The organism is Algoriphagus sp., assembly GCF_024305035.1.
Classification (GTDB): Bacteria; Bacteroidota; Bacteroidia; order Cytophagales; family Cyclobacteriaceae; genus Algoriphagus.
Genome location: NZ_JAMWZB010000041.1, coordinates 12,588 through 32,629, shown reverse-complemented (window position 1 = coordinate 32,629; position 20,042 = coordinate 12,588). Strand labels below are relative to the sequence as shown.

The window sequence follows — 20,042 nt, the reverse complement described above, 5'->3', positions numbered from 1 at the left end:
CCAAGGCGTGTTCGGGACTTGCACCCTATAGCTATCGCCCATGCTGGGCACACCAAAAAGAGGCTGCCAGGAAAAGCAGCCTCTTTTGTTATGCCGACCTTACTATTTAATTAGCAGATGATTTCTTTTAAGATACCCGACCCTCGACTGATGAATTTCCAACTGTCGAGTTCAAATTCTATGATCCCTACATTTCCCGGTTGCAAATTAATATAGGCACTGTCCGAAAGCAGGGACAACAGTAAACTGATGGTCGGATTATGCCCTACGATAAGGCAAGAGCTTAGGGTATCAGGAAGGGATTCCAAAAGCAAAATCAAATAATTCAGATCCCCGGAATAAATTTTCTCATCCAGTTTTTTGGCTTTGATTAAAACCTCATTTCCAAAGATTTCAGCCGTCTCTTGCGTTCGGCTGGCTGAGGAACAAAACATAAAATCGATGGATTCTTGGTCTTTTCGGACAGACTTGGCCACTTTTAATACCGTAGATTTCCCTCGAGTAGTTAATCTCCGTTTAAAATCCGTATCTTCTCCAAAACCTGCCTCTCCATGACGCAGGAGAAATAACTTCTTCATCTATAGCTGGTTTATTTGGTACAATTATGCAAAAAAAAAGCCAATCCCCTCCTTCTCGAACGCATCCATTCTAGCATTTATTTGGAGGTGAAAACAATGCCCTCTATTTTTAGCTTTTCAAATCGAGCCCTAGGCTCATCAACTCTTGCCTTTTCTATGTCAAAAAATCTAGTAATCGTCGAGTCACCTGCCAAAGCAAAAACCATCGAAGGCTATTTGGGTAAGGACTTTAAAGTGACCTCCAGTTATGGCCACATAAGAGACTTGCCTAAGGGCGACAAAGCGATTGATATCAAAAATCGTTTTAAACCCACTTACGAAGTCACACCTGATAAAAAAGAGGTAATTAAAACCCTCAAAAATCTAGTGAAAGATGCAGAGATGGTTTACCTGGCCAGTGACGATGACCGCGAGGGAGAAGCGATTTCATGGCATCTTAAAGAAGTTCTCAATCTCAAGGATGAAAACACCAAGCGGATCGTTTTTCGTGAAATCACCAAAAATGCCATCACCAAAGCCATCGAGAATCCCAGAGGGATTGATTACGATTTGGTGAATGCCCAGCAGGCAAGGCGAATCTTGGATCGTTTGGTGGGTTTTGAGCTTTCTCCAGTACTTTGGAAAAAGATCAAAACTGGACTTTCAGCAGGTCGCGTTCAGTCTGTGGCAGTTCGGCTGATTGTAGAGCGTGAGCGGGAAATCGAAGCCCACAAAGCCAAATCTTCTTTTCGAATCACCGCTCAGTTTGAGGCAGAAGGCAAAAGTTTCCAAGCCGAATTACCCAAAAAATTCCCCACCAAGGCAGAAGCTGAAGCTTTTCTAAAGAATTGTCTCCAAGCGGAATTTTCTGTGGGTAACCTGGAGAAAAAACCTGCCAAAAAATCTCCTGCAGCCCCGTTTACTACTTCAACCCTTCAGCAAGAAGCCAGTAGAAAGCTTTATTTTTCTGTGGCTCAAACCATGTCTGTTGCCCAAAAGCTCTACGAAGCGGGGAAAATTACCTACATGCGTACCGACAGCGTCAACCTTTCGGATGACGCGATGAAATCGGCTGAAGATGCCATTAAACATGACTTTGGAAGTCAATACCATAAGGCAAGAAAATACAGCACCAAATCCGAAAGTGCACAGGAAGCTCATGAGGCCATCCGACCGACGGATTTTTCCAAATCTGAAGTCAGCGGTGACCGAAATGAGCAGCGATTATACGAACTCATCTGGAAGCGGGCAATTGCCTCTCAAATGTCGGATGCCGAATTGGAAAAAACCAATGTAAGTATTGCCATTTCCAACTCCGATCTAACCTTAAGCGCTCAGGGAGAAGTGATCAAATTTGATGGATTTCTAAAGGTTTACTTGGAAAGTACCGACGAGGAAAACGAGGAGGAAGAAAGCAGCAGCAAATCCCTTCTCCCTCCCATGCAGGTCGGACAGGACTTGAAGCTTCTGGAAATGAAAGGACGGGAATCTTTTACCCGACCGGCTCCCCGGTATACGGAAGCCTCCCTGGTTAAGAAACTGGAAGAACTCGGCATTGGCCGACCTTCCACCTATGCCCCCACCATCTCCACGATCCAAAAGCGGGATTATGTCATCAAGGAAAGCCGGGATGGTACCCCTAGAGAATATCAGGAAATGATTATTGGCAAAGGAGAATTTCAGGAAAGTACCAAAACAGAAATCACCGGAGCGGAAAAACAAAAACTTTTCCCCACCAATATTGCCATGGTGGTCAATGACTTTCTGGTCGAACATTTCCCCAATGTCATTGATGTGAACTTTACGGCAAAAGTCGAAAAGGAATTTGATGATATCGCCGCAGGAGGTCAGGACTGGCAGGATATGATCGATGGATTTTACGGAAAATTTCACCACAGCGTAGAAGAAACCGAGCAGGTTTCCCGACAGGATGTCAATACCAGTAGGTTCTTGGGGAACCATCCCGAAAGTGGCCGGCCGATCACTGCCCGATTAGGAAAATTTGGTCCCCTGGTTCAAATCGGCGAAAGTGAAGATGAAGATAAGCAGTTTGCCAGCTTGAAAAAGGGACAGTTTATTGAAAATATCAGCCTTGAGGATGCGCTGGAGCTCTTTAAACTTCCTCGGGACGTGGGCATGTTTGAGGACAAAAAAATGGTGGCTGCCATTGGACGATTTGGTCCTTACATCCGTCACGACGGTAATTTCTTTTCCCTACAAAAGGAGCAGGATCCGCTCAGCATTAACGAGGAGGAAGCCATTCAACTCATCAAAGCCAAGCGTGAAGCCGATGCCAAAAAGCACATCAAAAGCTTTGAAGAAAATCCTGAAATCCAGATTCTCAATGGACGATGGGGCCCTTACATCAAGTTTGGAAAAAACAATTATAAAATCCCAAAAGACAAGGAAGCTGAAGAGCTGACCTATCAGGAAACCCTAGAAATCATCGAAAATCAACCCGAACCCAAAAAACGAGGAGGTCGGTTTTCGAAGAAAAAATAAGCTTAAAAGCCAGTCTCTAACTGGCTTTTTTTACTTTTGGTCATTCCCTAGTCTAACCAATCAACAAGGAAATGTCTAAACAGCTCGTCGTCCTTTCCGGTGCAGGAATCTCTGCGGAAAGCGGAATCAAAACGTTTCGCGACAGTAATGGATTATGGGAAAACCATGACATCCTGGAGGTGGCTACGCCTCAGGGTTGGCGAAAAAACCAGCAGCTGGTCCTTGAATTTTACAATCAACGAAGAAAACAAGAACGAGCCTGTAAACCCAATCAAGCCCATCTGATTCTGGCCGAACTCGAACACCACCTTGAGGTTAAAATCATTACCCAAAACATCGATAGTCTTCACGAGCGGGCTGGTTCATCAAAAGTCTTGCACTTGCATGGGGAGATCAACAAAGCCCAAAGCTCAATCGATCCCAGCCTCATCTATGAGCTGGATCATTGGGAAATTAAGATCGGGGATACCTGTGAGAAGGGCAGTCAACTTCGCCCCCATGTGGTGTGGTTTGGAGAAGCGGTTCCCAAGATGGAAGAGGCGATCGGTTGGGTGGAAAAGGCCGATATTTTTTTAATTGTTGGCACCTCCCTTCAAGTCTATCCAGCAGCGAGTTTGCTGGATTTTGTGCCTGCCAATTGCCCGATTTACCTGATTGATCCTCAGCTGCCCACAACTAAATCCTATAAAAACCTCATTGCCATCCCTGAAAATGCCAGTTTGGGGATGGAAAAAGTCAAAGATTTGATTATCAAATCCAATTAAGCGAAAAAGGTTGGGCTAAAAAAGATAAATTGGAGCTTGATTTAATCCATACCTATGCAAGTCAAAGTAGCCATTATTGGAGCTGGACCTTCTGGAATCACCGCCCTGAAAAATTTATTGGACTTAGGGATCGATGCAATTGCCTTTGACCGAAATCAGGAGGTAGGAGGAAATTGGATCTATTCCGAACAGGAAAGCCATTCCAGTGTATTTGAGACTACCCATATCATTTCCTCCAAAACCCTCTCCCAATACGAAGATTTTACCTTTGATGAGTTTGACCCTGAGGTGGCCGATTATCCTTCGCATGAGGAATTAAAAATGTATTTCCAGGCCTATGCCAAGAAATTCAATCTCTACCCCTTCATCCGTTTTGGAACCCTGGTCCAAACCTGCCAATGGGTAGACCCTCAAACTTGGAGGATCAGCTACCAAATCGATGGCGAGTCCAAGACTGAGCAATTTACCCATCTGGTCGTTGCCAATGGGCATCATTGGAAACCCCGTTATCCCTCCTACCCGGGCGAGTTTACCGGTGAATTTCTCCATTCGCATCAGTTCAAAAAAGCGGCTCCTTTCGCAGGAAAAAAAGTACTTGTAATTGGGGGTGGAAATTCGGCATGCGATGTGGCCGTGGAGACCAGCCGAGTATCCGAAAAAACAGCCATCAGTTGGAGACGAGGCTATCGCATTGTGCCCAAATTTCTGTTTGGAATGCCCACCGACCAGCTAGCCGAACGGAGCAAATGGATTCCACCCAGAATCCGAATGGCCCTAAATGCCTGGCTATTGAGAATAATCATCGGAAAAAATGAAGCCTATGGACTCCAAGCCCCTACAGCGTCTTTTGCTGCGGTACATCCGACCATCAATGACGAATTGCTGCATAAAATCCGGCATGGCAAAGTCAAACCACGCGTGGACATTGAGCGGTTTGAGGGGAAAACAGTCCTATTCAAGGACGGCAGAAAAGAGGAATTTGACCATATTGTGGCCTGTACGGGCTATTGGCTCAGTCATCCGTTTTTTGACAAAAATTTCATCGATTACAGCAGCGGTCCGGTCAAACTTTACTTAAAAATGTTCCACCCTGAGTATACCAATCTTTATTTCATCGGGATGTTTCAGCCTTTTGGCTGCATTTGGCCGGGTGCTGAATTACAGAGTAAACTCATGGCTCAGGAGCTTGCTGGAAAATGGAAAAGACCCAAAGACATCGCAAAACTGAGTGAAAAAGAAGTCAAAAATCCGGATTTTAACCAAATCGACACCCCACGCCACACGATCACGGTGGATTACCACCGTTTTGTCAAAGCCCTCAAAAAGCAGCTGCCCAGAGACTATATTTCCAAGGATCCTCGTTCCGCAGCGCGGATCAAAACCCTTGAATCACTTGAGCGATGAAGTTAAAGCTCAAATTAATTGTCGTGGTTTTTTCCATTCTTTTTCTGGCTTTGATCGGAATAGAATGGTGGCGGAGCTATCCTAAGGTTAGCCTACCCGTTCCGATGGGAACGATGAATCAAAAGGATCAGCTTGATTCCATTTTAATCACCACCCTCAACCAAAACCAACTTGCCGGACTTTCAGTCGGCTTAATTGTAGATTCCAAGATCACCTACCGCAGAGCTGTGGGTTTTGCCAATCTAGCAAGCAAGGACAGTTTAACTTCAAGGACTCCCCTTCCGGTCGCCTCTATTTCAAAACTATTTACAGCCCTGCTTATTTCCTCCTATTTTTCACAAGAGGAAATTCAGCCTGAAAGTAAAATAGCCTCCCATTTTCCGGAATTCACCGATCAATACCCCAAAATCAAGCCCCTAACCTTTTCTTCACTTCTAACCCATCATTCCGGACTGGAAGATCCACCCAATTTTGGCGCATGGCTGGGGCTTAAAAAACCCCGATTGCTTGAAAATCAAATTCAAAAAGCACTTTCAAAACCTAGCCGCTTGGAGCCGGGAATCACCTTTACCTACAGTGATTTTAATTTTATGCTCTTGGGACATTTATTGGAAAAAAATACCCAACGTCCATTTGAGGAGCTGATGAATCATTTTTTGCAACTCGAGCTGGCAATGAACCAGAGTTACCTAACCACCACCTCTCCCTTAGAAAGTTTACCCACCAAAGGGTATGAAAAAACTTTTCTTTGGAAGCGATTAAAAGAGTACCCCCTGAAGCTTGAGGTAATTCCCGATCCTTCCTCCGGAATAATCAGTACTACAGATGACTTACTCAAAGCGCTGATCCAGTTGAGCCGTGGAGAATTGGGCTATTTACAGCCCCACCTGAACTGGCTGAGGTTAAATTCAGGCTTTGCCGGGTTTCAGGAAGTGAAACTCGGAAATCAAACCTATTGGGGACATTTCGGGGGTGAAGGTGGGTTTAGCTCCTTGCTTCTGTTTGATCCCGACCTAGGGAATGGCTTAATCATCCTTTCCAACACCGCCGATAAAGCGGATTTTAGAATACAGTTAGCCGAGCAATTGGAACCCTTTCTAGACCCAAGCCCATGAAATTCACCTTTCCACATCCCTTTGTTATCTTACTGGCTTTTATCCTCTTGTCCTGGATTGCCACTCATTTTATCCCTTCCGGCTCCTTTGAACGGGTTCTGGACCAGGAAACCGGCAGAGAAGTTGTCGTACCGGGGAGTTTTGAACCGGAAGAAAAAATGGGCTTGGGATTAGAAGAGATGGCCTTGTCCATTCCCGAAGGAATTATTTTGGGAAGTGATATTTTGGTATTGATCTTACTGATCGGAGGGGCATTTTATGTGGTCGAAAAAACAGGAGCTTTGCAAGTGGGGGTGGAATCCCTAATCTATCGGTTTAGAGGAAATACCTTCATTTTGCTGATTCTGATTTCTGTGGCCTTTGCAATGGCAGGAGCTACCATTGCCATGCAGGAAGAGATCATTGCCATGGTTCCCATTCTTCTGGTTCTTTCCAAAAAACTCCAATACGATATCAAAGCGATCGTAGGGTTGACTTTGGGTTCTTCCCTGTTGGGTGCAGGATTTTCACCCATCAATCCGTTCAACGGACTGCTGGGACAAAAACTAGCTGAACTCGAGGTTGCTGAAGGAGTAGTTTTCCGGCTAATTTGCTTTGCTATCGCACTGCTGCTCTGGACTTTTCTAATGATTAGAAAGGGAAAAAGCCCACAGAGATCCCAGGAAGAGCTTGCCTTTTCACCCTCAAAAATCGGCTGGAGAAACGGGCTGATTCTCACCCTCTCGCTAGGGGGAATTCTTCTCATGGGCTGGGGAATTACCCAGCAAGACTGGGGATACAATGAGATGTCAAGTTTATTTTTGCTCATTGGAATCTTCTGTGGACTGATTGGGAAATTGGGCATCAACGGTACGGCAAAAACTTATGCTGCCGGATTTGGGGAACTGATTTTTGCCGGGGTAATCGTGGGATTGGCTCGGGCGGTTTATTTGATATTACAAAAAGGTCAAATCATAGACTCGGTTATTTTTGCTTTATTTTCTCCCTTGGAGGGCTTGCCGGATCAAATCGCTGTCCTCGGCTTATTTTTGAGCCAATGTTTGATCCACATCCCGGTCCCCAGCACTTCCGGACAAAACGTCTTGACCATCCCGCTGGCAACCCCCCTGATGGATTTGTTGGGCATCTCCCGTCAGCTTGCCGTACTGGCCACCCAGTATGCCACCAATCTCATGGACATGCTCACGCCCACCAATGGGGGAATGATGGCCGTCATCGCCGCAGCCGGCATCCCCTACCCCGATTGGATTCGGTTTATTCTAAAAAGTTGGCTGATGCTCGCAGGAATAAGTTTGATATCGTTATTTATCGCCTTATTTTGGTTCTCTTAAATCCAATAACCTGTTAACCTATGCAAATAAACGATCACGATCCACTCTTACCCTATCAGCCTGCAGCCGACCGCTATGAACAAATGAACTATCGCTACTGCGGAAAAAGTGGATTACGCCTGCCTGAAATCAGCCTGGGCCTTTGGCATAATTTCGGTCATAATGCCGATTTTACCTTAGGTAGAAAAATCCTCAGAAGAGCATTTGATTTGGGGATTTGTCATTTTGACCTGGCCAATAATTACGGACCACCCTTTGGCTCGGCAGAAGAAAATTTTGGTCGAATCCTAAAAAAAGACTTTCAGGCTTACCGGGACGAACTTTTGATCTCCTCCAAAGCTGGCTGGGATATGTGGCCGGGACCTTATGGGAATTTCGGATCAAGAAAGTACCTAATCGCGAGTTGTGATCAGAGCCTCAAGCGAATGGGATTGGACTACGTGGATATATTCTATCATCACCGTCCCGATCCTGATACCCCACTTGAAGAAACCATGGGAGCTTTGGATCAATTGGTAAGACAGGGAAAAGCACTCTACGTCGGAATCTCCCAATACAATGCCGAAGATACCGCAAAAGCCTATCAGATTTTAAAAGAAATAGGCACCCCACTCCTCATTCATCAACCCCGGTACAATATGTTGGACCGATGGGTTGAGGATGGGCTCTTGGAGGTCTTAGGGGAAAAAGGAATCGGAAGTATTCCCTTTTCACCTTTGGAGCAGGGACTTTTGACCGATAAATACCTGAAGGGAATCCCCGAAGACTCCCGCGCTGCCAAAGACGGTCGTTACCTCAAGCCAGCCCAAATCAGCGAGGATAAACTGCAAACCATCAAATCGCTGAATGCCCTTGCCCTTGATCGGGGACAAAGCCTTGCCCAAATGGCGATTTCATGGCTGTTGAAAGACTCCCGAGTGACTTCGGTGCTGGTCGGGGTATCCAAACCCGAACAGTTGGACGACAATGTCCATGCGATCAAAAACACCCAATTCACCGAAGAGGAGTTGCAAAAAATCAAAACCATCCTTGGAGCCTAAGCCACCACTAAAACCACGAAGTGCCTTGATTTTGATCGTAATCGCTCAATTCCTAGGCACTTCGCTTTGGTTTGCTGGCAATGCAGCCATCCCCCAGATCAGTCTGTTGCTAGACCAAGCTGACCTGACTGCCTGGATTACTTCGTCCGTCCAATTGGGCTTTATTTCCGGAACCTTGATCTTTGCGGTTTTTTCTGTTCCTGACCGGTATTCACCCCGAGTGGTGTTTCTGATCAGTGCTTTGCTGGCTGCCTTTTTTAATTTGCTGATTACCCTAGCTCCACTTTCGGTTGGACTGGTGTTGAGCTTTCGGTTTATGGTTGGATTTTTTTTGGCTGGCATTTACCCGGTGGGAATGAAAATCGCCTCGGATTATTTCGAAAAAGGATTGGGGGCAGCCTTGGGCTTTTTGGTGGGAGCTTTGGTCCTAGGTACGGCCTTTCCCCATTTGATCCGGGCACTCGATGTCCAATACGACTGGCCATTGATCTTTTGGATGACTTCCGGATTGGCTGTTTTGGGCGGCTTACTGATCGGTATTTTTGTTCCGGATGGACCCTATCGACGGAAAAACCTTCAGTTTGATTGGGGAGTACTCCCCAGCTTGAGTAAAATTCCTGCCTTAAAAAGTGCCGCCTCAGGATATTTTGGGCACATGTGGGAACTGTACACCTTTTGGGCCTTCGTTCCGGCCCTACTCTATAGTTTGGGAAATTATGAATTAACCAGCTTTGAAAATGGAATATATTCCTTTTTAATCATTGGGATTGGAGGCATTTCCTGTGCCATCGGTGGAATCATTGCCCATCGGATCGGAAGTGAGCAAACCGCCCTGATCTCACTTTTCGGCAGTGGAATTTGCTGTTTAATCCTTTTTGCGTTTCCTGGTATTCCCACAAATTTGATTCTTCCCTTTCTTTTGGCTTGGGGCATGCTGGTAACGGCAGATTCTCCTCAGTTTTCCGCCTTGGTGGCCCAGGCAACCCCAGCCATGTACCGAGGCACAGCCTTAACTTTGGTCAATTGCATGGGATTTTCCCTGACTATCGTTTCCATTCAGCTCGGGCAGTTTTTACTTACTTATTTTCCCCCCACCACGGTGCTGGGAAGCTTGGTGATCGGTCCGGCGGCCGGACTTTTACTCTTTAAATTTTTTCAAAAAAATAGAGAGACCCCGTCTGAGAGTCTCCCTGCGTAATCACAAACCGGACTTATTTTATTAACGTACTACATTCTCAAGTGTTGCCAAATATACCCATTTCTGGTCTCGGGAATTGAGCCCTTCATTTACTTTTTTCCGCTGCTCATCGGTTTGTTCGATATCCTCATAGGCTTGAGCATTGAAAAACTGCATGTAATCCTTATACATATTTAAGGTTAAGTGAGTCGAAGCCGCCTCAGAACCCAAAGGTAAAGCCGTTCTAAGCAAGCTCCAATGCCCCATCAGGCCTTTTTCAATATTGCGCTGATGGATGGGTTTGAAAACTTCCATCTCTGCGGTTTCATAGGCATCAAAATTCCCTTCATTTGCCTTCATCAAATCAAAGGAAGCAAGGACACCAGGTTTCATTTGAAAATTATCATTGGTGCTTACAATCTCCTTCATGTAAAGGCGCATCGGCATGTCCCGCATGGAAAGGGATTCTTGAAACAGTTTTTGAACTTGCGTTTCATTCAAATGCGGATAGGCAATTTTGGTATATTCTTGCATTTGACTTTCTTCTAATCCATTCATCATCTTTACCGGATCATTGTAATGAGTCACCATGATGTATTGAAAAGCTGCATTGGGAGCCCCGGATTGAAGTGACCAAAAGTCCCATCCTACAATCTGACCATCATTTCGCGCTTGACGGTATACATTTTCCATCAAGTCCTTAAATTCGATGTAATCAAAGAGCTGATCGTTTTGAACTTTGATAAATTCGAATACCATATAACGTGTTTGCTGGGCACTGAGGACAGTGGACCATAGCAACCCGCAAACCAAGAAAAACAGAATTTTTTTCATGACAGATAGAGGTTAAGGGTTATTGTGCTTTCGTATAATTTAAAAATTAATTCTGTATAAATGCAAATAAAAAGAAGGAAATTTTTTCAAAACCTTATTTAGCCATAAAAACAGAATTTGAATAAAGTCTAATCAAAACTGTCATTTTTTTAAGCATTGTCAAAAAAACTTGGTATTTTACTAACAAATTGAAGAAAGAATGAAAGGAATATCAAGAAGATCTTGGATCAAAAAAGCAGGATTAAGCACCGGAATTGCGCTGGTCGGATCGCATCTCAGCACTTCGCTGACTGCTGAAGAGATCAAAAAATTTAATCCAAGACCGCTAGACGGTCCTATCCGGCTGGGCTCAAACGAAAATCCCTTTGGTCCATCCCAAAAAATGCGGGAAGCCATGACCAATCATTTTGACTTGGGCTGTCGCTATCCTTGGAGCTACAATGCAGGCTTAGTCAAGATGCTTTCCGAAAAAGAAGGCGTTCCCGAAGATCATATTGTGCTGGTCGCCGGATCCACCGAAGGACTTAAAGTGGCTGGAATTACCTTTGGCCAAGGCGGAGAAATCATCAGTTGCGCGCCTACGTTCCTGTCCATGATGGACTATGCAGAGCTGTGGGGCACCGATATCAATTGGGTACCGCTGAACAAGGACTTAGACTTTGATTTAGAAGAAATCGAAAAGCGCGTTTCCTTTGACACCCGACTGGTCTTCCTTTGCAATCCCAACAATCCCACAGGCAAGTTGCTTCCCGCTCAGAAAGTGATGGATTTCTGTGAAACGGTCAGTAAAAAAACAGTGGTATTCAGCGATGAAGCCTATTACGATTACATTACCGAACCCAACTACCCTTCCATGGTGGAACTGGTCAAAAAGGGAATGGACGTAATTGTTTCCAGAACTTTTTCCAAAGCTTATGGCTTGGCGGGGATTCGACTGGGTTACTTGATCGCAAAACCTGATTTGGCCAAAAAATTACGTGAACGAGTGGTCGCAAATACCAATATCATGGCTATTGAAGCTGGAAAAGCCGCCTTGCAGGATCAGGAGTTTTACAATTTTTCCTTACAAAAAACACTTGAAGCTCGAAACGCGATCACCCAGACCCTGGATGAATTGAGCTTGCCCTATTTGGAGTCACATGCCAATTTTGTCTTCTTCCAATCCGGACGTGATATTGGCGAATTGAACCGAACTTTCGCAGACAAGGGAATCATCATCGGCAGACCTTTCCCCCCACTGAACGATTGGTGTAGAATCTCCACCGGCACGCCGGAGGAAGTAGCAATGTTTACTACCACCCTCAAAGAAGTGATGGGATAATGCCACTACCTGAAGTTGAATTGGAAAATGAATTCATCGGGCTCCGTCCGCTTAAGAAGCAGGATTTCCCCTTTCTACAGGAGCTTTGCCAAGACAAAACCCTATGGGAATATTTCACTTTCGATTTGAGCCAAAAGGAGGAGTTTGAAAAATGGGCTGAACCTGGATTCACCGGTGAACGGGTACAGTTTGTGGTAAGGGACCAAAGCAGTGGCCAACTGATGGGGTCCACAGCTTTTGGCAATTATGCGAAGCGAGATCAACGCATTGAAATTGGATGGACTTGGCTGGGCAAAAAATTTCAGGGAACTGGAGTAAATGCCCAGATGAAGTTTTTGATGCTGGACTATGCCTTTGAAAAGTTGAACCTCAAACGAGTCGAAATAAAAACCGATGTGCTCAATCTTCCTGCTCGCAAAGCTTTGCTGAACATGGGGATTACCGAAGAGGGAATCCTCCGAAGCCATACCTTACTGTGCAGCGGAAGACGTAGAGACACCATTTATTACAGCGTACTGGAAAGTGAGTGGCCGGAATTAAAAGCCCGCTGGAACAAAAAATGACCCCGTGTAGAGGCCATTTTTAATCTCAACTAATCACAAAACAACAACTTATTTCAACCAATCCGGTTTGGTCGTGTCAATCTCTGCCTGAAGCTGATTTAACAGATTGTATAGCCCAAAATAGGTTCGGTTGATGTATAAGCCGTGACGGGAACCTCTCGCCTGACGGGATTTTTTAAACATTTTGTCATTGGAAATTCGATCTCCCAATTGAAATATTTGCTCAAAAAACCCATCATCGGCAAAATCAAATCGATCCACATGGAAAGGTTTGCCCAACAGCGAAATCATTTCCTTGAACACTCCTTTGAAATAGGCCTGCTCTACCTCACTGTCTTTATCTGAGATAAACTCCAAGGTATAAAATATTTGGTTCAGTTCTTCCTCGTTAATCAGCAGCTCCCGCTTGATCAGCGAAAAATAACCGTGATAAAAATCCTCTGGAATTACTTTGACGCAGCCAAAATCAATAATCCCCAACACATCGTTTTCCTGGATAATGAAATTACCCGGATGGGGATCCGCATGAACCTGCATGAGGTTATGAACTTGATGATGGTAAAAATCCCAAAGGGCCTGACCGATCTGATTTCGGGAGGTTTGACTCGGATGGGTATCCATCCACTCTTTGATGTGAAGGCCTTTGATCCAATCCATCGTGATGATGCGCTCAGAGCTCAACTCATCGTAGTACTTGGGAAAATTCAGGTTGGGAATGTGTGCACAAGCTTCAGAAATTTCCCTGGATCGTTCTATCTCCAAAACGTAATCGGTTTCCTCCACCAATCGCTCTTCCACCTCTCCCATGTAGTGATCGAGCTCTTTTTCGTTCATATTCAACAGACGAAGGGCAAAGGGTCTAACCAATTTCAAGTCTGAACTGACCGAATCGGCTACGCCGGGATATTGTATTTTTACTGCATAGACATGATCTCCTTTGGTGGCTTGGTGCACTTGGCCAATCGAGGCGGCATTTACCGCAGATCGGGTAAAGGTTTCAAAGAGCTGTTCCGGGCTTTTGCCAAAATGCTGTTGGAAAGTTTTCACGACCAAAGGATAGGACAAGGGCGGAGCCGAATACTGTGCCATGGTAAATTTGTCCTGATAAGCCCGAGGCAACAGGTTTTTATCCATGGACATCATCTGAGCGACCTTCAGTGCAGAGCCTTTGAGTTGACTAAGGGAATTGTAAATGTCGCTCGCATTGGATTGATGCAAGGACTCTTTATCCAAGCTCGGATTCACCATTTTTTTAGCATAATGCTTGACGTAATTCCCTCCCACCTTTGCTCCGGTGGAAATAAATTTGGCCGCACGCTGCACTTTTGAAACCGGAATGGCTTCTTGCTCTTTCACTTGATTTGCCATGAATTATTTGTTTTGATAGAGGAATTTCGCAAAGTCAATAAAGCTGTCTAGGGCACTTTTCCCCATTAGGTCAAAGGCTAAATTGACGGATTTTTCAATGGCAGCATCGGTTTTTTCAAATCGAGGAGAAACGTCGTCCAGCCAATAGTTAAACACAAACCAAACCTGAAGCCATAGGGCCTCATCGTATCGGTCTGAGATGACAGGTCGATTGGCTATTTCCTGGGTCTCTTTTCCCTCTAAAATTATTTCGGAGGCAAAATCCTTAAATTTTTCTTTAAACTCTTTTACTTCCTTAGGCAAAGAAGTCATCCCTTTGGGCTTTTGACCATACAGACTCAAAAGGTAGGATCTGTTTTTCTTCAATTCTTCGATCCAAGTAAAGAGGAATCCTAGAAATTTTTCCCGAGCAGAATATTCTTTATACACTTCCTGAGCTTCAATCTGGGTCACAGCATCTTCAAAAATTTGAACCCAAACGGCTGATTTAATGGCATCAAAAGAGGTAAAGTAGGTGTAAAAATCACCTTCTTTCATCTTGAGTTCTTTGGCAAATTTGAAAACCGAATTAGGCAGGGTGCCCTCTTCGAGTACATGGCTTACAAATCCGTCTAAAATCAGTTTTCGATAATCTTTCTTTGCAGTCTTTTTGGTGCTTGTAGTGTCCATTTCGATGGGTTAATTACATCTAGTTAACTTCCAAACATGAGTTTGGGTTTAACTCTACCGCATAAAAAAACCGAACTTCTCAGTTCGGTTCGCTTAATTTGACCTGAATCAAGCTTTTACCTGCTCGATAACCAAGTTGTGATTGGTATAAATACAGACGTCAGCTGCGATATGAAGGCTTTCTTTGACCATTTCTTCGGCCGATAGGTGCGGGGCAAATTTTTTCATCGCCCGGGCTGCAGACTGGGCAAACATACTTCCCGATCCAATCGTGGCTATCTCCATATCCGGCTCAATGACATCTCCGGTTCCGGAAATAATCAAAATATCCTCTTTGTCAGCCACGATCATCATGGCCTCCAGTTTACTGAGCATCCGATCGGTTCGCCATTCTTTGGCTAACTCCACAGCCGCCCGTTTCATGTTGTTTCCAAATGCTCCGAGTTTCTCTTCAAATTTTTCCAACAAAGTAAACGCGTCAGCCGTCGACCCTGCAAACCCGGTCACGATCTTTCCTTCCTGGAGGACACGGATTTTTTTTACAGAACTTTTGGCAACGGTATTTCCCAGTGTGGCCTGCCCGTCTGCACCGACAAAGGTCTCTCCGTTGTGACGGATGGCAACTACGGTAGTTGATTTGATTTTTTCCATGGTAATGACTAATACGTTTCTGTTTTGAAATAGCTTCTCTGACCTCAAGAGAGATGCTTCTGATCCCTTTGAGAGAGAAACCCTTAAATTCAATAACCATACTAAAAGCAAAAAGTCCTGAAATCAGGACTTTTTGACAGGATATTAAATTAAAATTCGGACTGGATCTTCCAGCAATCCTTTCAAGGTGAGCAAAAATGCCGAACCTACAGCTCCATCTACCACCCGGTGATCACAGGAGAGGGTCACTTTCATGACATTGCCCACTTTCATTTGTCCATCTTTTACAACCACAGTTTCTTTGATTCCCCCAACGGCCAAAATACAGGCATCAGGCGGATTGATGATGGCCGTAAACTCTTCGATCCCAAACATTCCTAAATTAGAAATGGTGAAGGTATTCCCTTCCCAATCCTTAGGTTGAAGTTCTTTATTTTTAGCCTTTCCTCCGAGCGTTTTGGCTTCATTTGAAATCTGGGAAAGAGACTTGCTGTCTGCAAATCGAATAACGGGCACCAATAGACCTTCCTCCACGGCCACGGCCATACCGATATGGATGTGATCGTTGTATCGGATCTTGTCCCCCAGCCAGCTGGAATTCACTTTCGGATGCTGACGCAAGGCTGCTGCAGCGGCTTTGATCACCATATCATTAAAGGAGATTTTTACCGGAGCAATTTCATTCATGCTTTTTCTTGCCTCAATTGCCTTGTCCATGTTGATTTCCATGGTCAGGTAGAAGTGTGGAGCACCGAACTTGCTCTCTGCCAATCGCTTGGCGATGACTTTTCTCATTTGAGAAACTTTCTCCTCCCTGTAGCTTTCTTGTCCAATAGAAGGTAGGACAGCTGATGAGGAGGCCGCAGCGTCTGGGGCAGCGGTAGGCACAAAATTCTCGACGTCTCGCTTGATGATTCTGCCTCCATCGCCGGATCCGGAAACCTGACGTATGTCAATCCCCTTTTCCTCAGCAATTTTCTTTGCCAAAGGAGAGGCCTTTACTCGCTCACCACTTGAAGCCACAGGGGAAGGCGAAGCCACGCTTCCAGTTGCTTTCGGTTGATCAGCTGATTTATCTTCTTTCTTTTCGGAAGACTCCTGTTTGTTTTCTGAGGCTTGTTCTTCCTTTTGATCCTCTTGTTGAGCAGATTCCTGCTGGTGGGCTTTGAGCAGGGTTTGGTAATCTGCCCCTTTTTCTCCGATAATGGCAATCACCCCGTCAACTGGGACACTATCCCCTTCTTCCACACCGATGTAAAGCAAGTTTCCATCCTCATAGGATTCCAATTCCATGGTAGCTTTATCGGTTTCTACCTCGGCAATGATTTCACCGGATTTCACCTCATCGCCAACTTTTTTGAGCCAAGCCGCAATGGTTCCTTCCTGCATGGTATCGGACATTTTTGGCATGGTCACCAAGGTGGCATTGATCGAGGAGGTGTCAATTTTTTCAGCCGTTTCCTTCTTCTCTTTGCTGGCGGAAGATTTTTCTTCCTGCTGATCAGATTTGGATTCCGCTGGTTGGGATTCTTCTTTCTTTTCATTCCCGGCATCCTCACCATCTTCTTTTAAGAGATGCTTGTACTCCTCTCCCTTTTCTCCGATTACGGCGATGATACCATTGACTGGAACAGCGTCTTTCTCTTCGACACCGATATATAAAAGGACACCTTCGTCATAGGATTCCAACTCCATGGTTGCTTTGTCAGTTTCCACTTCAGCCAAAATATCTCCTGGCTTAACAGCGTCTCCAACTTTTTTCAACCAAGCAGCGATCACCCCTTCTTCCATGGTGTCACTCATTTTAGGCATTCTGATTACTTCGGCCATAGGTTATTGCGCGATTATTCTTGTTTAAAGTGTCCAAAAATAGTTTTTATAAAGTCTTTATTCAAATTTAAAACTAGTATTTTCCCAAGGCTGTTTACCCAGTAGTGATTTAAACTAAACCATGCCTATCCTTACCTCAAGCAACTACCAAAGACCTAAGTGGCTGTTTAATGGACATTTAGAGACTATTTATCCGGCAGTATTTCGTAAAGTAGCACTCATCCAACCCGAAAAAGAACGAATCCTTACTTCGGACAGAGATTTTTTGGAATTGGATTGGTATCGCCAAAAGAGCCAAAAATTAGTCATCATCAGTCATGGCCTAGAAGGCAACAGCACTCGACCCTACATGCTGGGAATGGCCCGGATTTTCTTAAAAAACCAGTTTGACGTGGTGACTTGGAATTACCGGGGCTGTGGAAGTGAACTCAATCATCAACCCATATTCTATCATTCCGGCGCCACCTATGACTTGGATGAGGTGGTCAGACGCAGTTTACAGGATTACGCCGAAATCCACCTGGTCGGATTTAGCCTCGGGGGAAATTTAACCTTAAAATACCTGGGCGAAAAACAAGGCAGCCTCCCGGAGCTAAGAAAAGCGGTAGCCATTTCGGTTCCCCTGGATTTAGCCTCGAGCAGTAAAAAAATTTCTTCCCCCGAAAACAAACTCTACAGCGAGCGATTTTTAAAAACCTTACGGGAAAAAGTGATTCGCAAAGCCCAGCATTTCCCCGATGCGATTCCTGCTCACGAACTCAGAAACATCAAGACCTTAGCTGATTTTGATGATTATTTTACCGGACCGCTTCATGGTTTCCAGGATTCCGAGGACTATTATGCTCAAAATTCATCGCTTTACTTTTTGGATAAAATTCAAATTCCCACCCTTATTTTAAATGCTCAAAATGATCCTTTTCTCAGTAGGGAATGTTTTCCTTCCAAATGGGTTCGTGAGCTTGACTTTGTGTATGCTGAGTATCCGAAATACGGAGGTCACGTGGGCTTTACTTCGGTAAAAAAGGGAGATCCCTACTATTCTGAACGGCGGGCATTTGAATTTATAAGCAGCGATCTCTAACTTCCAGCAAATTATCCTAATTTCTATGTGCGGACGATATTCCCTGAGCAAAAGTAAAATCGAACTTGAGGAGCGGTTTCAGGCTGAAATGCTAGCCGACTTTACCCCCCGGTACAACATTGCCCCTACCCAACTGGTCCCGGTGATCACCTCACAAAGTCCAAAAGGCTTCTCCTTTTTCTACTGGGGAATTACCCCAGACTTTGGAAAAAACAAACCGGTAGCACAAAAACTCATCAATGCCAAAGCCGAAACGGTGAATGAAAAAGTTTCCTTTAAAACTTCCTTTAAGCAGCGCCGATGCCTGGTCCCTGCCGATGGATTTTACGAATGGAAGAGGCTGGGCAAAAAGACCAAAATCCCCTACCGGTTTACCCTGCGGGATGAAGAGCTGTTTTCTTTTGCTGGCATCTGGGAAGAATTTGAAAATGTCACGGGTGAAATCCAACATACCTTTTTGATTCTCACCACCAGTCCAAATCCCGTCGTTTCCGAAATTCACGACCGAATGCCGGTGATCCTGCCTCGGGAGGCTGAAAAAAAATGGCTGGACTCCTACAGTTCAGAATCCGAACTGGTTTCCTTGCTTCAGCCCTACGACCCCGAGCAAATGGCCAGCTTTACGGTTTCCCCCTTGGTCAATTCGGTTCAAAACGATTCACCGGCCATCATCCAAAAAACCTCTCCTATGGATCAACATGGAAATTATACCCTTTTTGGATAAACAATTGCCCGGTATCTTACTTCTGTAGAAATTGGAATGACTTAGACTCGAAAGATAAATTAGTCGCTAATCTTGTTTCTTTTTTAAACCTAAAAAACCGAATAAAAACCCAATGAAAAAATCTAGAATCCTGGGGGTAGGTCACTATGTCCCTGAGCGAGTGGTAAGTAATGAGGAATTAGCCCAACTCATGGACACCAATAATGAGTGGATCGTAGAACGAACCGGTATTCATACCCGGCATTGGTTCACTCCGGGGGTAGACACGGTTACCTCCCTAGCCAAGCAAGCCACCGAACGGGCACTGCAACGAGCTGGAGTTAGCGCCGAAGAAATCGACTTCATCGTGTTTGCTACCATCACCCCAGATTATTTCATACCCGGAAATGGCGTGCTTCTTCAGCGGGAATTGGGATTTGGGGAAATCGGAGCCTTAGACTTGCGAAACGCCTGCTCAGGCTTTATCTACGGCCTTTCTGTTGCCGACCAGTTTATTAAAACCGGGATGTATTCGAAAATCTTGGTGGTGGGGGCAGAAATCCAGTCCTCAGCCTTGGACAAAAGTGATGAAGGGCGCTCCAGCTCGGTAATTTTTGCCGATGGGGCCGGAGCAGTGGTGTTGGGGGCAGTGGAATCGGATCAGCCGGGCATTCTATCCACTCACCTTCATTCCCAGGGCCAGTATGCCGAAGAGCTGTACTGTAAAGATCCCGGCAGTAGCCGAAAAGTCAGGATTTCACAGGAAATGATGGATTCGGGCAGTTTCTTTTTAAAAATGAACGGGAATGCCGTATTTAAACATGCCGTAGTCCGATTTATGGAAGTAATTCAAGAGGCACTCGATCACAACGGACTTGCCCATTCGGATATTGATTTATTGGTACCCCATCAAGCCAATCTCCGAATCAGCCAATACATCCAAGAGAAGCTGAATCTCCCTGACCATAAGGTTTTCAATAATATTATGCACATGGGAAATACCACCGCTGCCACCATTCCCATCGCCTTAAGTGAAGCCTGGGAACAAGGTAAAATCAAGGAGGGTGACCTGATTTGCTTGGCCGCATTTGGTTCAGGATTTACCTGGGCATCTGCCTTGTTACACTGGTAA

At 45.0% G+C, this 20,042-nt stretch carries 18 protein-coding genes; 12 read left to right on the top strand and 6 right to left on the bottom strand.

Going from position 1 to position 20,042, the window contains the following annotated elements; translation table 11 throughout:
• Nucleotides 1-110: 110 nt before the first annotated feature.
• The gene (locus Q0L00_RS18095; RefSeq protein ID WP_297338306.1) at nt 111-578 is read right to left on the bottom strand and encodes a histidine phosphatase family protein; all 468 of its coding nucleotides are present in this window, start codon (nt 576-578) and stop codon (nt 111-113) included.
• Nucleotides 579-734: 156 nt separating this feature from the next.
• On the opposite strand from Q0L00_RS18095, the gene topA reads away from it, so the two are divergent.
• The 7 genes from topA to Q0L00_RS18060 all read left to right on the top strand — a co-directional run bounded on the left by topA (nt 735) and on the right by Q0L00_RS18060 (nt 9,911).
• On the top strand, nt 735-3,059 hold the full coding sequence (gene topA / locus Q0L00_RS18090; RefSeq protein ID WP_297338305.1) for a type I DNA topoisomerase: 2,325 nt from the start codon (nt 735-737) through the stop codon (nt 3,057-3,059).
• Nucleotides 3,060-3,130: 71 nt separating this feature from the next.
• Nucleotides 3,131-3,823, top strand: a complete 693-nt coding sequence (locus Q0L00_RS18085) for an NAD-dependent deacylase (RefSeq protein WP_297338304.1) — start codon at nt 3,131-3,133, stop codon at nt 3,821-3,823.
• Between the two features lie 54 nt (nt 3,824-3,877).
• Nucleotides 3,878-5,227, top strand: coding sequence for an NAD(P)-binding domain-containing protein (locus Q0L00_RS18080; RefSeq protein WP_297338303.1), 1,350 nt, complete (start codon nt 3,878-3,880; stop codon nt 5,225-5,227).
• On the top strand, nt 5,224-6,342 hold the full coding sequence (locus tag Q0L00_RS18075) for a serine hydrolase domain-containing protein (protein ID WP_297338302.1): 1,119 nt from the start codon (nt 5,224-5,226) through the stop codon (nt 6,340-6,342). Before Q0L00_RS18080 ends, Q0L00_RS18075 begins: the two co-directional genes overlap by 4 nt.
• Entirely contained in the window at nt 6,339-7,673 is a 1,335-nt protein-coding gene (locus Q0L00_RS18070) for a YfcC family protein (RefSeq protein WP_297338301.1), read from the top strand. The genes Q0L00_RS18075 and Q0L00_RS18070 overlap by 4 nt, the downstream gene beginning before the upstream one ends.
• Nucleotides 7,674-7,693: 20 nt before the next feature.
• Entirely contained in the window at nt 7,694-8,713 is a 1,020-nt protein-coding gene (gene mgrA / locus Q0L00_RS18065; protein WP_297338300.1) for an L-glyceraldehyde 3-phosphate reductase, read from the top strand.
• Nucleotides 8,703-9,911, top strand: a complete 1,209-nt coding sequence (locus Q0L00_RS18060) for an MFS transporter (protein WP_297338299.1) — start codon at nt 8,703-8,705, stop codon at nt 9,909-9,911. Before mgrA ends, Q0L00_RS18060 begins: the two co-directional genes overlap by 11 nt.
• A gap of 21 nt (nt 9,912-9,932) precedes the next feature.
• Here Q0L00_RS18060 and Q0L00_RS18055 read toward each other — a convergent pair whose 3' ends face one another.
• Nucleotides 9,933-10,724 (bottom strand): hypothetical protein, encoded by a 792-nt coding sequence (locus tag Q0L00_RS18055; protein WP_297338298.1) that lies wholly within the window; start codon nt 10,722-10,724, stop codon nt 9,933-9,935.
• Between the two features lie 199 nt (nt 10,725-10,923).
• Between Q0L00_RS18055 and Q0L00_RS18050 the strand changes: the two genes are divergently transcribed.
• Together Q0L00_RS18050 and Q0L00_RS18045 are read left to right on the top strand one after the other, a co-directional pair.
• Nucleotides 10,924-12,045: a histidinol-phosphate transaminase gene (locus Q0L00_RS18050; RefSeq protein WP_297338297.1), complete on the top strand. Its 1,122-nt coding sequence runs from the start codon at nt 10,924-10,926 to the stop codon at nt 12,043-12,045.
• Entirely contained in the window at nt 12,045-12,608 is a 564-nt protein-coding gene (locus tag Q0L00_RS18045; RefSeq protein ID WP_297338296.1) for a GNAT family protein, read from the top strand. Before Q0L00_RS18050 ends, Q0L00_RS18045 begins: the two co-directional genes overlap by 1 nt.
• A gap of 48 nt (nt 12,609-12,656) precedes the next feature.
• Here Q0L00_RS18045 and Q0L00_RS18040 read toward each other — a convergent pair whose 3' ends face one another.
• From Q0L00_RS18040 to Q0L00_RS18025, 4 genes are all read right to left on the bottom strand, one after another.
• Complete coding sequence (locus Q0L00_RS18040) at nt 12,657-13,976, bottom strand: AarF/ABC1/UbiB kinase family protein (protein ID WP_297338295.1); 1,320 nt, start codon at nt 13,974-13,976, stop codon at nt 12,657-12,659.
• Nucleotides 13,977-13,979: 3 nt separating this feature from the next.
• Nucleotides 13,980-14,645 (bottom strand): TetR family transcriptional regulator C-terminal domain-containing protein, encoded by a 666-nt coding sequence (locus Q0L00_RS18035; protein WP_297338294.1) that lies wholly within the window; start codon nt 14,643-14,645, stop codon nt 13,980-13,982.
• A gap of 108 nt (nt 14,646-14,753) precedes the next feature.
• Nucleotides 14,754-15,296, bottom strand: coding sequence for an ATP-dependent protease subunit HslV (gene hslV, locus Q0L00_RS18030; protein WP_297338293.1), 543 nt, complete (start codon nt 15,294-15,296; stop codon nt 14,754-14,756).
• Nucleotides 15,297-15,440: 144 nt separating this feature from the next.
• Nucleotides 15,441-17,126: a pyruvate dehydrogenase complex dihydrolipoamide acetyltransferase gene (locus Q0L00_RS18025; protein WP_297338292.1), complete on the bottom strand. Its 1,686-nt coding sequence runs from the start codon at nt 17,124-17,126 to the stop codon at nt 15,441-15,443.
• A 121-nt stretch (nt 17,127-17,247) separates the two neighbouring features.
• Here Q0L00_RS18025 and Q0L00_RS18020 point away from each other — a divergent pair, with 121 nt between their 5' ends.
• The 3 genes from Q0L00_RS18020 to Q0L00_RS18010 all read left to right on the top strand — a co-directional run bounded on the left by Q0L00_RS18020 (nt 17,248) and on the right by Q0L00_RS18010 (nt 20,042).
• A complete protein-coding gene (locus Q0L00_RS18020; RefSeq protein WP_297338291.1) occupies nt 17,248-18,207 on the top strand; it encodes an alpha/beta fold hydrolase in 960 nt (319 codons plus the stop codon).
• Between the two features lie 25 nt (nt 18,208-18,232).
• A complete protein-coding gene (locus tag Q0L00_RS18015) occupies nt 18,233-18,931 on the top strand; it encodes an SOS response-associated peptidase (RefSeq protein WP_297338290.1) in 699 nt (232 codons plus the stop codon).
• 112 nt (nt 18,932-19,043) lie between these two features.
• Nucleotides 19,044-20,042 carry a beta-ketoacyl-ACP synthase III gene (locus Q0L00_RS18010; protein ID WP_297338289.1) on the top strand — a complete coding sequence of 333 codons (999 nt, stop codon included), beginning with the start codon at nt 19,044-19,046 and terminating at the stop codon, nt 20,040-20,042.